A 12552-nucleotide genomic window follows, 5' to 3' on the forward strand; every position below is an offset into this window, starting at 1 on the left:
ACCTCGATTAAACGTACCTATTACATCAAAAGAATAGCAGAAAATAAAAGGACCGTACACCCTGCCAGAGAATTTCCAGCATTGGTACGGTCCTCGTTCGGTGCCAGCGCGGCATTAATACTGGGCGGCCAAATCGACGAGATTGCGGCACGGAATTCCGTGAACGCGGTAATGGGCCAAATTGTCCAGCACGATCTCCATTGCGCGTTCCATGTAGCAGTCCGTATTGCCTGCCTCGTGCGGCGTCGCGATTACGTTGTCCAGCGTCCAGAGCGGATGACCTTCCGGCAGCGGTTCCTGCTCGAATACGTCCAAGCCGGCACCGGCGATGTCCCCCTTCTGCAGGGCATCCAACAAAGCGGCCGTATCCGTCGTGGCTCCTCTGCCAATATTAATGTAGTACGCGGTCGGCTTCATGGCATCGAACTGCGCTTTGCCGAACAAGTGCTTCGTTTCGTTCGTGAGCGGCAGACAATTGACGACGTAATCGCTCTGCGCCAATACATCGTTCAGCTGATCCAGTCCCGCCATCTCGTCCACGTATTCGGCGGGCGAGCCCGATCTGCGAACGCCCAGTACTTTCATGCGGAAAGCTTTGGCGATCTTGGCCGTTTCCAGACCGATCGCGCCGACGCCGACGATGGCCATGGTTTTCTCATGCGCTTCGCCGAGACGAGGCGACGGCTGCCACGATCCTGCCGGCTGGTTACGAATCGCGCGGTGCACGCCGCGAGTTAGCGAAAGCAGCATGGCGAATATCGATTCGGAGATTTGAAACGCATGCACGCCGGATGCATTCGTCAAAGCAGCTCCGTGCGCGTGAAGCCGCTCGAGCGGAATGGCGTCAACGCCGGCGCTCAACGTTTGCAGCCATTTCAACGCGATGTCTTCTTCGAACAACGTCTTCTTGACGTCCCGGTTCCAGCCGATTATAATTTCAGCGGACTTCAACTGTTCCCTGGCCGCTTCCGAATCGAGCGATGACGCATCGACGAAAGCAAATCCCGGCAGGGCCGCTTGAAGCGCCGCGACTTGATCCGGTGCGAATTCCTGAATGGAAACGATCGTATTCATGAGCAACGACTCCCTCCCTGATTGCAACAAACATTACCACCAGAAGACAATTGTGTCAAACCGGGGGGATACGGTTACATAGGTTCGAGATCGTTTTGCGCGAAGACTGAAATCCAGGGTTACGTTACCCGCGAAAGGGGCGTTCTTACTATGCTGACCAAAGAGCAATGGAGCAAGCAATGGGTGGACGATCATTTAGATATGTACAACTTTGCGGCGGCGCTCGGAGATGAGGCTTGGCAGGCTGAAATCGCTGCGTCGATGCGCCAGCTGGAATCCGCTTACGACGATCATATGCGGGACTTGACGAAGGAACAGCTGTGGTCGCAGTTCAATACCATCAATTTCAAAATGATGGAGCTGTTCAATCAGATGCGCCAAAGCAGCAGTTCCGAGGAAGAGTCGGCGATCCGGGATCTGATCTGGCAGCTCAAGTTGCAGCGGATGGATTTGGCGAAGCAGATCAAGGAACTGTGCTAGCCCAAAAAAGCCCTATTGTCATCTGCGATGCGACGCAGTCGGCAATGGGGCTTTTTCATTGAGGTTTTCCTGGGTATTTCGGCTATTCGACGATTAATTTGCCGACCATATTCGCGTGGCCCGAACCGCACACGACCGAGCAGTGATACGGAAACTCGCCCGTCTTGTCGGCGGTGAAGCTTGCGGTTCCGTCGTTCTCTTTAATATCCACATTGTAATCCGGGATGGTAAATCCGTGGAAGCCGGCATCGTTATGAAGCTTGATCGTCACCTTATCATGTTGCTTGACGCGGATTTCGGTCTGATCGAACTTGAAGTTGGACGCTTTGACCGTAATCGCCTGTTCGCCGCCTGAGCTTGCGCCCGTATTGGCTCCGTTATTCGTGCCGGCGTTATTGCCGGCGTTATTCGCGGCATTGTCGTTATTCCCCCCGCATCCGCTCAGCGCGAGCGCGGCAGCACAGCACAGGACCGCCGTCAGCAGACCTTTCCGAATCCGTTCCTTCATCATCTACACTCCTTATTTTGCTTGCTCCAGCTCGTTGACTGGCTGCTTCTCTTCGGCATCGTCGATGATGATGCCCTTCGTCGAGTTGCGGAACTCGCGAAGCGTGTCTCCGAACGCGCGGCCGAGCTGCGGCAGCTTTGCCGGACCGAATACGATCAACGCAATGGCCAAAATAATGATCAAGCCGGAAACGCCGACATTGTTGAACATGGCAGTAACCTCCTTTCGCTAGTGTTGCAAGATTATAAAGCGCGTTCCGACCGTTTGAATGGAAGCCCTGCCCCTCGAAGCCATCATGGAAGCGCCGGTTTGAAGGCTTGTTTCGAGCGTCTTCTCAAATACTGCATGCTGATAAACGCGCTGATCTCGAACAGCAGGATGAGCGGAAACGTGACCGACATATGCGATACGAAATCAGGCGGCGAAATCAGCGAGCCCAGGACGGCCAGCCCTACGTACGCGTATTTGCGCACCTGCTTCAGCTTGCCCGGCGTCAGCAATCCGACGCGCGTGAGCAGCAGCATGACGAGCGGCATTTCAAAGGCTAGTCCCATCGGGAGCAGGAAGCTTACAAGAAACGACACGTAATGCTGAATGCCGTACACCTCGTTCGCGCCGATCGAATGGTTGAGCTTGATCATGAACGAGATCATCATCGGCAGCGCCACGATATACCCGAACAACACCCCGACCACGAACAGGAAGAACGACATCGGTACGTAGAGCAAGGTGCTCTTGGCTTCCGCATCCGTCATGCCCGGCCTTGCGAACGCCCAAATTTGGTACAAAAACACCGGCAGCGACAGCATCAGACCGATCATCAGCGCGCATTTCATGTACACGGCGATGCCGTCGGACAGCGCGAACACGCTCCATTCCACCCGCACCGAGCCGAGATGCGTTTTCACGAAGTGAAGCAGGCGGGGAGAGACGTACAGGCCGGCGGCAAGCGACAATACGAACCAGACCGATGCGATGATCAGCCGCTTGCGCAGCTCTGTCAGGTGCTTGATCAGATCGCGATCCACGGAAAGCTTGCCGCTCTCCCCGCCGCTCATACGAGCGATCCCGGCTTGGCGATATATTTGGCGATGCCTTCGGCAGCCCGGTAAGCGAGCGCGCCTACGGTCGCGGTCGGATTGAAGCCGCTGTTATGGGAGAAGGCGGACGCGCCGCAGATGAACACGTTCTCGGCATCCCACATTTGCAAATAGTTGTTCACGACGGATGTCTTGGGGTCGCTTCCCATAATCGTGCCGCCCGTATTGTGGGTGGATTGGTAAGGCACGATATTGTACTGCTTGATGGAATCGTGAATCTCCGTCTTCGTGCCGCCCATGCCGTCGGCGATTTCTTTCGTTTTGCCGGCGATGTATTTGACCAGCTCGCGGTCCTGGTCTTCGAAGTCGAACGTCAGCCGGATCAGCGGCAGCCCCAGCGCATCCTTGTATTCCGGATCCAAATCCAGATAGTGATGACGCCACGGCATGCTGGATCCTTGCGCGGCGACCGTCAAGATGCGGTTGGCATAATGCAGCGTTTCTTTCTTGAACGTCGCGCCCCACTTCGGCGTGCCTGTCGGCGCGGGCTGGTACTGGATCGGCCTCATTCCCGTCTGCGTGAACCGAATGTTCGCGCCGTGCAGGAACTTCAAATCGCTATGGTCGAAATTGTCCCCGTTGAAATCGTCGATGCTGCTTCCGAGCGCTCCCGCTCCCATCGCCAAATTGAACTCACGGTCCTCGTACATGACGCTCGTGCTGGCGCCGTTGACTTGATAGGCGTAATTGCGCCCCACCGAGCCCGTATCGGTAACGGGATCATACGGCGTGCCGAGCTTGGAGAGCAGCAGCAACCTGACGTTGGAGAACAGGTAGCTGGACATGATGACGATATCCGCGGGCTGGATGTACTCCTCGCCGGTCGGCGTATTGACGTAGCGCACGCCTGTCGCCTTCTTCCCGTCGTGAAGGATCTCCGTCACGTTGGCATGCGTGCGCAGGTCCAGCTTGCCCGACTTCTGGGCGACCGGAAGCACGGTTACGACAGGATCGGCCTTCGCGCCGTACTCGCAGCCGAAACGCTCGCAATAGCCGCAGTATTGGCAAGGCGCCCGCTCGATGCCGTCCGGATTTTTGTACACCTCGGTTAAATTCGCCGATGGGATGACGTACGGATGGTAGCCGAGCTTCGAAGCCGAATCTTCAAACAGCTTCATGGCAGGCGTCTTCTTCATCGGGCCGACGGGGAATGCTTTGGACATCGCCCCGACGTTGGCCGGCGTGGTCGGCTCGCCGCCGATGCCGGCCATCTGCTCGTATTTCACGTAATACGGCTCGAGTTCGTCGTATTTAATGCCCCAGTCGCGGATCGCCATCCCTTCCGGAATTTTCTTGGCGCCGTAGCGCTCGATCGTCTTGCTCCGAATCTCGAAATCGTACGGGAGGAAGCGGTAATACTGCCCGTTCCAGTGGACGCCCGCGCCGCCGAGCCCATCCCCCAAGAGGAAGGAGCCGTAACTGCGCATCGGCAGCGCTCTCAGCTTGGACGTGTTCCGGAACGTCACGGTTTCCTTCGACAGATCCTGCATCAATTCATAGCGGGAAGCGTACCGCAGCTCGTCGTGCACGTGATAATAATCCTGCGTATTCCGGCTCTTGCCCCGCTCCAAGCCGACGACGGAATGGCCGGCTTTCGTCAATTCCGCGGCGATGATGCCGCCTACCCAGCCCATGCCGACGATTACGATCGGCACTTTGGGAAGTTTGGTTGCCATTGTAACTTCGCTCCTTTGCCTTTAGCCGATTTCCAGATGGTCGCTTAGACTTAACGGTTCCATTTTCACAAAATCTTCTTTGTCGATCGTGTCGGTAAAGCTCATTTGGTTGCCGGGGTAATTCCGCATCCGCCAGCCGTCCATGTTCTTGTTGCCGCCGTACAGCGGATCCGCGTAGACGCCCTCGATCGTCAGGTTCAGGAAATACGTGAAGAATGTCGACGCCGGCACGCCTTTAATTTGAACGACGTCCTTCTCGAAATCGCTGAGCACCTGATCCTGCTCTTCCGGCGTAAGATCCGGGAATCCCTTCTGATGCTTGTCGTTGCTGTACACGTTCAAAGAATCGAGTCCGAGCGCGACTAGCTCCCGGCGTTTAAAGGAAAGCTGATAGCCCTGCGTAGCCTCCGACTTGTAGAAAGGCGGGCTCATATACTCGCGCGCGTTCATGCCGTATGCGCTGGCCATCTGGTGGTCGATGAAGAAGGCAACGCCGAGCTCCTTCGCGCCCGGACCGGAATCATCCTTCGGATAAATCCGCTCGGCCGCCGCTTCCGCGGTAACGAATTGATCCTGATTGAAAAACATAAGCGCCTGGTTGTAGTCGCGGTCGGCGGCTTTCGCCGGTTTGCCCGTATCGGTCGTCGTCTTCGGCGGCGTCTCGTCCTTGTCCGATTTGGCATTCGCCCCGATAAGTCCGCCGATCACGCCGCCGACGACGACGCCGCCGATAGCGGTACCCGAGTATTTCAGAAACTGCCTGCGCGATTCGTCGCGGGGCTGCTGCGGTGGTTCTTTTGGATTCGCCATGTTTATTCGCCTCTCTTCCTGGATGTTGGAGGTAGTCGCTTCGCTTATTCTTTTCCTGAACGGCCAGCATTATCCACGGATAACGGAAAGAAATTGGGATGAGGTGGTTGCGGGTCCGGTGACGGGAGGACGGGCCGCGAGCGGAGTTTTGGCGAAGGTGTGGCGGATGGGTGAATCGGACGCAAGCCATGCGAACAGCCCGGCTTGCTGTCAGCGGGCCGGGACGTCATGACGTTGCTGCAGCACTCCGCCCGGGTTGATCCGGAACTGTACTTCCCCGTCCAGATCCGTCCGGGCAGCCTCGATACCAGCCTGTCTTAACCGTTCCAAGACATCAGGATGCGGATGACCGTACATATTGTTGCGCCCGACGGAGATGACTGCCTCGGAAGGCTGCCAGAAAGCCAGCCATTCGTCCGTCGAGGAGGATTTGCTTCCATGATGGGATATTTTCATGACGTCGATGGGCTGTTGTTTCTTTGTTGTCGCTGGCGTCTTCGGCGTCGTTGGCGTCTTCGGCGTCTCCGCCGCAGGTGTTTTCGAAGAACTACTCTGCTCGGGGCTGCGCTCCTCCCCCGCGTGAAGCTGTGTCAGCAGACTGCGTTCCTCCTCGGCGTCCGCGTCGCCGGTGAACAGGAATTGCCTGCCGTATAGATTGATGAGCAGCGCCGTGCTTTCTCCGTTCTGATCCTCCACGTCCGGCACGGCAGGAATGGCTGCGTCCGGTACTCCGGTTGTTGGAGGAGAGGAGGCGAGCTCCTCAGATGCGGACGATGGAGCCTTCGCATCCACGACGGACCGGAACGATTCCGCATCTAGCAAACTTGGCGGCGAGCCGATGACTTGAATGGACGCGCCGCTGTCTATGCGCCAATTCAGCCCGCTCGCCGCACGATACATCGGAATGTCCGCATCCACCGCCGAACGAAGCAGCGATACGGCATCCTCGGATGCTTTCACCGTGCCGTTCCAGAGAATGGCCCGTACCGGAATCGCATCCATGACGGCCAGCAATCCCTTGATATGATCGCTGTCGAGATGAGACAGCACGAGCAGGTCGATCTGATGCACGCCGCGTTGCTGAAGCAGCGGCACGACGACTTTCCTTCCGACCTCGAACGGATCTTTGCGTTGGCGCCAAGCCTCATAATTGCCGAAAGACACAGCTCCTCCGCCGTCGATGAGCATATGCTTGCCACCAGCTGTTCGGATGTAGATGGAGTCCCCTTGACCGACGTCCAAAAAATCGACATAAGCGTTTCGGTCGAAGGCATCCGGATAATATGCGCCGACGAGCAGGGCCGCCAAGGCAGAGACAGCACCGGCAAGCGCGAAATGATGCTTCCTCTGGGCTGCTGGCGAAACAGTAGGAAGCTCAATGAACGGAGCTGACCAAACGGCGGTTTCGGCGTCCTTACCCGCATTGCGAGGTTCTACGCGAGATTGGTTGGCACGCGGCAACTGCAGAGGCTGCGTGGGCTCATCGGCAATGCTGCTCACCTCCCTCGAAGTTTCCCCTTCGGCGGCAGCCGAATCTTCCTTCGCCGCCTGCAGCTTGCCCAGCGTATAGAACACGACGCCGAGCGCCCCGTAAAATGCCGCGACCCACCACAAGGGCGGCGTAGCCCAAATGAGCCGGAAGCTCTTCCAGCTGCTCAGCTTCATAATGAATCCGAAAGTCAGCTCGTTACCGAGCACCGTCATCTGCGCGACCAGGACGCCTGCAGGATGCCACAGCCCTTCCAACAGGAGCGAAGCCCCGCCGAGCGGCATGACGACAAAGCTGATGAACGGCACGAGGACCAGATTTGCGGCGATCGACAGCACATGCAGCCCGTTAAAATAATAGATCGTGAGCGGCAGCGAGACCGCCTGCGCGACTACGGTGACGGAAAGCAAATCGTACATCGAGGTGGTCCACCACTTCCCGCCCCGGGGAAGCAGCTTGCGGAACGACGACGTGCCCATTATGAGTCCGGCTGTCACGAGAAACGACAATTGAAAGCCTACGTTTCCGAGCATGTACGGCTCCCACAGGAGCATAAGCAAGGCGGCGGCCGCCAACAAATGCAAGCCGTCCTTCAGCTTGTGCAAGCGCGCCGCGGCTAAGCCGAGCATGGCCATGATGCCGGAGCGGACGACCGACGGCGATGCGCCGGCAAGGAGCACGTAGAGCGGCACCGCCGCGATCATGACGAGCAGCATGCGTTCGCGCGTCATGCGCAGCATTCGAAGCAGGCCGCCGAGCGCATAGAGGAAGACGGCGACGTGCAGGCCTGAAATCGCCAGGATATGCGTAAGTCCCAGCTGCGAAAACTGGCGGAACATGGCGGGATCGAGATCATCGCTTATGCCGAGGACGAGGCCTTTCATGTAACCGGCTTGGACGCCTGGATACAGCGCGTCCATCCGCCGGCCGAGCGCGGCGCGCACGGCATCCATTCGCTGCAGCAGCGAAGCGACGCTCCAGCGCGGGCCGGCGCTCGCGTGGACGGCGGCCGCACCGTCCGCGCCGAGCAGCCAGTGGATCCGCTGGCCGCGCAGATAAGCGCGGTAATCGAAGCCGCCGAAATTCGTGCCGGAGGCCGGCACCGTTAATGCGCCGGTGACGATGACCTGCTGCCCGCGCTTCCATGCCGCGGCCGCCTGCAGCTCTTCTTCCTTCGCCAGCTTGACCTGCACGAGCAGCCGCTCGCCGCCGAGTTTCACCGGCACGGGCGCTCCTTCCCCGCTGACGGCGATGCTGCTGCCCGCCACGCGGAACTGCACGCGGTCGCCGTCAATCTCCGGCGGCGACACGATCTTCCCTGCGAGCTTCGCTTCATAAGCCGCTCCGTCCGCAGGCGAAGCCGCAAGCGCAGCCGCATAGGGCTCCGGCAGCGCCGTAACGTTCCGGGCATCCGTCCACGTCCGCTGCCCGGCGGCCAACCCGAACGCCGCCATACAAGCGGCGGCGAGCGTCCACGAACAGCGCCGCAGCAGAACCTGCGACGCCAGCAAAGCAAGCAGCGCCGCACCGGCAGCAGCGATTCCGAGCGACGGCAAGGACGCGGCAGCGCTGCTGCCCAGCACCCAGCAAACGGTAAACCAAACGAGCGGCCTCTGCGACATCGGACTCAGCCTCCTTGTTAATGTCCGCCGACGCTACGCGTAACGGCAGCAAGTCCATCCACTTGACGATCACGCTTGTCATACTCCATTCGCCTACGCTCGGCGTAACTGCAAAAATGCAAAAAAACCTCCGGCCGACCCTGGAAAAACGTGCCCGGCCATTAACGGCCAAACACTGTTTTCCCGGGCGCAGCCAGAGGTTCTTCCTCTTGCATCGCGAAACCCGTTATGAAATGACATCCATGCCAGCCTGAACCGGCGGCGCGTATGCGGACAAGTGCCGGAATACGATACCTTTCACCTGCATAAGCGAAATGACTTTCTCGCTGTCCTTCAAATACGCGCGATGATACACGACTTCCTTCACGCCGCTGTTCGCAAGCATGTTGGCGCATGTCCAGCAAGGCTGATCGGTCACGTAAACGGTCGAACCCTCGCGATCGATCCGGTCCGTGAATAGGAGCAAATTCTGCTCAGCGTGAATAGTTCGAATGCAGCGCTGCTTCTTGATCATGCGCTCCACGCCGTCCTCGACCTGCATTTCCAGCTCCTCCACGATCATGCAGCCGTCCTCGGAGCAGTCCGCTACGCCCATAGGCGCGCCGTTATACGCAGTACCGAGCAGCTTCTTCCCCTGCACGAGCACGGTTCCGACATGCCTGCGGGGACAGCGCGAACGGGTCGAAACCATATACGCGATGTCCATAAAATACGTATCCCAATCTTTTCTCAATCCGTCTTGCACTTCCGGTGCCATGTCTAAGAAGTCATCCTTCCTGCTGTCATGCAATTACTGCTGGCTAGCTGCCAAAGCTTGTGTTAAATCATGCAAAATATCATCGATGCCTTCCGTGCCGATCGACAACCGAATCATGCCCGGCGACACGCCCGCGGCGAGCTGATCGTTCTCGTCCAGCTGCTGGTGCGTCGTGCTGGCCGGATGAATGATCAATGATTTGGAATCGCCGACATTCGCCAAATGCGAGAACAATTGCACGGCGTCAATGACTTTCTTGCCCGCGTCGATGCCGCCTTTAATGCCGAAGGTCAGAATCGCGCCTTGTCCTTTCGGCATGTATTTCCGAGCCAGGTCGTAGGACGGATGGCTGGCTAGTCCCGGATAGTTTACCCATTCGACCGCTTCGTGCTGCTCGAGGAATTGCGCGACCGCCATTGCGTTCGAGCTGTGGCGCTCCATCCGCAGATGCAGCGTCTCCAGGCCCTGCAGCAGCAGGAACGAGTTGAACGGCGAGATGGCCGCCCCCGTATCCCGCAGCAGTTGCACGCGCATCTTGATAATGTACGCGACAGGCCCTACCGCTTCCGTATATACGACGCCATGATAACTAGGATCCGGCTGCGTCAGACCCGGGAATCTGCCGCTGCTCTTCCAGTCGAACTTGCCGCCGTCTACGACGACGCCGCCGATGGACGTGCCGTGGCCGCCGATAAATTTCGTCGCCGAATGGACGACAATGTCCGCGCCATGCTCGATCGGCCGGCATAGGTACGGGCTCGGGAACGTATTGTCGATAATAAGCGGGATGCCGTGCTTGTGGGCAATGTTGGCCACCGCTTCAATATCGATGACGTCGCCCTTCGGATTGCCGATCGTTTCGGCGAACACCGCTTTTGTTTTGTCCGTAATCGCCGCTTCGAAGTTGGCCGGATTCGACGGATCGACGAAAGTGACTTTGATCCCGAGCTTCGGCAGCGTGTGCGCGAACAAATTGTACGTACCGCCGTACAAACTGTTAGCCGAAACGATTTCGTCCCCGGCTTCGGCGATGTTCAGAATCGAATATGTAATGGCGGATGAACCGGAAGCGACTGCAAGCGCCGCCGGCGCGCCTTCGAGCGCGGCGATCCGCTTCTCGAATACGTCGCTCGTAGGATTCATGATACGCGTATAGATGTTGCCGAATTCCTTCAAAGCGAATAAATTAGCCGCATGTTCCGAATCTCGGAATCCATAGGAAGTCGTTTGATAGATTGGCACTGCGCGCGAAAGGGTGGTCGGGTCAATTTCCTGGCCTCCGTGGACGGATAGCGTTTCAATCGAAAGCTTGCGTTGTTCGGACATTTGAAATTTCCTCCTCGCCTGAATGGACGGGCCAGCAATGACCCTATCTCTATCATTGTCGCATAATCATGGCTGGAGAACAATGTAAGACTTCATTTTATCTAGTAGTTTCGGCCCAATTCCCTTGACACGGAGCAAATCGTCTGATCGTTGAAAAAGGCCGTTCCGTTCCCTGTCCGCCACGATCGCCTCCGCTTTGGCAGCGCCGATGCCGGGAAGGGCGTCCAGTTCCGCTGCGGAAGCGTGATTAATATCGATCTTGCCTTCGCCGGAAGCCGATGCAGCATCCTTTCCTTCCGCCGGCACGGTGTCCGCTTCGTCCTTCGACGGCTCCGCTGCCGTTCCATCCTTCGGCGGCTCCTGCTTCCTGTCAGTGTCAGCATCCAGTTTCTTATCAGCATCCGGCATCTTATCAGCGTCCGGCTTCTCTAAGTCTTTCTTCGCCGCATCCTGCTTGTCCGCTGCTTTCAATTCCAACGGCATCAAGGCGCGATCCACTTGCCCGTTCATATCCTGCCATTCGGGCTGATCGTTCGAACCGTTCTTCATCAGCGCCACGGCGATCAGGAGCAAAGCAACCGCGATGCATGCGGCGGCTCCCCACTGCGATGCGCTCCATCCGGTTCTGCTTTTCGGCCGCTTCAACATGGCAATCGCCTCCTTTTGTCGTTATACGATCTTTTTCCAGAAAAATGGTCATGATGGCCTTGCCGGCTTGCATAGTGTAGTAAGAGCATCATCGCTTCGATTCCGACGCTTGGGAAGCGAGGCGTTCGAAGCGCATCGATCGAATCGTAAAATGCTGTTGAAGCTGCGCTGATGCAAAAAAGGCGCATGGGAGGGATTGCAATGAATGTCGGGTTTATCGGGATCGGGAGCATGGGCAGCTTGCTAATCGATGCATTTATCGGCTCGGGGGCGTTAAAGCCATCGCAAATCACGGCCAGCAATCGAACATTTGGCAAAGCCGCCTGCTTAGCTGACCGTCACCCCGGCTTGCAGGCTGTCCCTTTGAACCGCGATGCCGTCATCGATCAGGACGTGATTTTCCTATGCGTGAAGCCGCATGAATACAAAACAGTCCTCGACGGCATCCGCGAATACGTCCAACCGAACCAGCTTGTCATATCGATCACGAGCCCCGTTCTGCTGAAACAGCTGGAGGACTCGCTGCCTTGCAAGATCGCCAAGGTGATTCCGAGCATCACCAATTACATGTGCAGCGGAGCTACGCTCTGCATGTACGGCAGCCGTATGACCGATGCCGATATCATCAGGCTCAACGGCCTGCTCTCCTATATAAGCGAACCGCTTCAAATCGATGAGGCGCATACGCGCGTCGTTTCGGATCTATCCAGCGTCGGCCCTGCCATCATGGCCTGCCTCCTCCAGAGATTTATCGATGCGGCGTACGAAGAGACCGGCATCCCGCGCGAGCAAGCCAGGCTGATCGCCAGCGAAATGCTGCTCGGTACGGGTCAGCTGCTCACCGGCGGGGCCATGTCGCCCGAAGAGCTGCAAGCCCGGGTCGTCGTTCCCGGCGGCATTACCGCGCAGGCGCTGGCACTGTTGAACCGGGAGCTGGACGGCGTGTTCAACGGGGTTATCCGGGCCACCCATGCCAAGTACCACGAGGATCTCGAGCGCGTCTCCGACGCCTTGTACGGCAAAGAGGTGAACGGCCCTTAACGCATGCTTTGCGTTAAGAGG

General features: G+C 57.9%; 12 protein-coding genes. 2 read left to right on the forward strand and 10 right to left on the reverse strand.

All coding sequences use genetic code 11. From position 1 onward, the window contains the following. Positions 1–114: 114 nt before the first annotated feature. Positions 115–1074: a D-2-hydroxyacid dehydrogenase gene (locus tag GZH47_RS06160; protein ID WP_162639197.1), complete on the reverse strand. Its 960-nt coding sequence runs from the start codon at positions 1072–1074 to the stop codon at positions 115–117. Positions 1075–1224: 150 nt separating this feature from the next. Between GZH47_RS06160 and GZH47_RS06165 the strand changes: the two genes are divergently transcribed. Next, a complete protein-coding gene (locus GZH47_RS06165; protein ID WP_162639198.1) occupies positions 1225–1554 on the forward strand; it encodes a hypothetical protein in 330 nt (109 codons plus the stop codon). An 82-nt stretch (positions 1555–1636) separates the two neighbouring features. Here the strand turns inward: GZH47_RS06165 and GZH47_RS06170 are convergent, their stop codons facing one another. The 9 genes from GZH47_RS06170 to GZH47_RS06210 all read right to left on the reverse strand — a co-directional run bounded on the left by GZH47_RS06170 (position 1637) and on the right by GZH47_RS06210 (position 11490). Beyond that, entirely contained in the window at positions 1637–2065 is a 429-nt protein-coding gene (locus tag GZH47_RS06170; protein WP_162639199.1) for a cupredoxin domain-containing protein, read from the reverse strand. 9 nt (positions 2066–2074) lie between these two features. Further along, entirely contained in the window at positions 2075–2272 is a 198-nt protein-coding gene (gene tatA / locus GZH47_RS06175; protein WP_162639200.1) for a twin-arginine translocase TatA/TatE family subunit, read from the reverse strand. Between the two features lie 83 nt (positions 2273–2355). Continuing rightward, positions 2356–3120 (reverse strand): twin-arginine translocase subunit TatC, encoded by a 765-nt coding sequence (gene tatC / locus GZH47_RS06180; RefSeq protein ID WP_192043589.1) that lies wholly within the window; start codon positions 3118–3120, stop codon positions 2356–2358. Then, positions 3117–4838 carry a GMC family oxidoreductase gene (locus GZH47_RS06185; RefSeq protein ID WP_162639201.1) on the reverse strand — a complete coding sequence of 574 codons (1722 nt, stop codon included), beginning with the start codon at positions 4836–4838 and terminating at the stop codon, positions 3117–3119. The genes tatC and GZH47_RS06185 overlap by 4 nt, the downstream gene beginning before the upstream one ends. A gap of 21 nt (positions 4839–4859) precedes the next feature. Continuing rightward, positions 4860–5648, reverse strand: a complete 789-nt coding sequence (locus GZH47_RS06190; protein ID WP_162639202.1) for a gluconate 2-dehydrogenase subunit 3 family protein — start codon at positions 5646–5648, stop codon at positions 4860–4862. Between the two features lie 210 nt (positions 5649–5858). Next, positions 5859–8759 (reverse strand): ComEC/Rec2 family competence protein, encoded by a 2901-nt coding sequence (locus tag GZH47_RS06195; protein WP_162639203.1) that lies wholly within the window; start codon positions 8757–8759, stop codon positions 5859–5861. A 226-nt stretch (positions 8760–8985) separates the two neighbouring features. Then, positions 8986–9516, reverse strand: a complete 531-nt coding sequence (locus GZH47_RS06200) for a deoxycytidylate deaminase (protein WP_162639204.1) — start codon at positions 9514–9516, stop codon at positions 8986–8988. A gap of 33 nt (positions 9517–9549) precedes the next feature. Further along, the gene (locus tag GZH47_RS06205) at positions 9550–10842 is read right to left on the reverse strand and encodes a homocysteine synthase (protein WP_162639205.1); all 1293 of its coding nucleotides are present in this window, start codon (positions 10840–10842) and stop codon (positions 9550–9552) included. A 66-nt stretch (positions 10843–10908) separates the two neighbouring features. After that, positions 10909–11490, reverse strand: coding sequence for a ComEA family DNA-binding protein (locus tag GZH47_RS06210; protein WP_162639206.1), 582 nt, complete (start codon positions 11488–11490; stop codon positions 10909–10911). A gap of 201 nt (positions 11491–11691) precedes the next feature. Here GZH47_RS06210 and comER point away from each other — a divergent pair, with 201 nt between their 5' ends. Next, complete coding sequence (gene comER / locus GZH47_RS06215) at positions 11692–12531, forward strand: late competence protein ComER (protein ID WP_162639207.1); 840 nt, start codon at positions 11692–11694, stop codon at positions 12529–12531. Positions 12532–12552 lie beyond the last annotated feature (21 nt).

The sequence above is a fragment of the Paenibacillus rhizovicinus genome (assembly GCF_010365285.1).
In the GTDB taxonomy this organism is placed as follows: Bacteria; Bacillota; Bacilli; order Paenibacillales; family Paenibacillaceae; genus Paenibacillus_Z; species Paenibacillus_Z rhizovicinus.

Excerpts from the sequence above, each read along its gene's own strand:
- GZH47_RS06160 (WP_162639197.1), bottom strand. The coding sequence starts at position 1,074 with ATGAATACGATCGTTTCCATTCAGGAATTCGCACCGGATCAAGTCGCG.
- GZH47_RS06165 (WP_162639198.1), top strand. The coding sequence starts at position 1,225 with ATGCTGACCAAAGAGCAATGGAGCAAGCAATGGGTGGACGATCATTTA.
- GZH47_RS06170 (WP_162639199.1), bottom strand. The coding sequence starts at position 2,065 with ATGATGAAGGAACGGATTCGGAAAGGTCTGCTGACGGCGGTCCTGTGC.
- tatA (WP_162639200.1), bottom strand. The coding sequence starts at position 2,272 with ATGTTCAACAATGTCGGCGTTTCCGGCTTGATCATTATTTTGGCCATT.
- tatC (WP_192043589.1), bottom strand. The coding sequence starts at position 3,120 with ATGAGCGGCGGGGAGAGCGGCAAGCTTTCCGTGGATCGCGATCTGATC.
- GZH47_RS06185 (WP_162639201.1), bottom strand. The coding sequence starts at position 4,838 with ATGGCAACCAAACTTCCCAAAGTGCCGATCGTAATCGTCGGCATGGGC.
- GZH47_RS06190 (WP_162639202.1), bottom strand. The coding sequence starts at position 5,648 with ATGGCGAATCCAAAAGAACCACCGCAGCAGCCCCGCGACGAATCGCGC.
- GZH47_RS06195 (WP_162639203.1), bottom strand. The coding sequence starts at position 8,759 with ATGTCGCAGAGGCCGCTCGTTTGGTTTACCGTTTGCTGGGTGCTGGGC.
- GZH47_RS06200 (WP_162639204.1), bottom strand. The coding sequence starts at position 9,516 with ATGGCACCGGAAGTGCAAGACGGATTGAGAAAAGATTGGGATACGTAT.
- GZH47_RS06205 (WP_162639205.1), bottom strand. The coding sequence starts at position 10,842 with ATGTCCGAACAACGCAAGCTTTCGATTGAAACGCTATCCGTCCACGGA.
- GZH47_RS06210 (WP_162639206.1), bottom strand. The coding sequence starts at position 11,490 with ATGTTGAAGCGGCCGAAAAGCAGAACCGGATGGAGCGCATCGCAGTGG.
- comER (WP_162639207.1), top strand. The coding sequence starts at position 11,692 with ATGAATGTCGGGTTTATCGGGATCGGGAGCATGGGCAGCTTGCTAATC.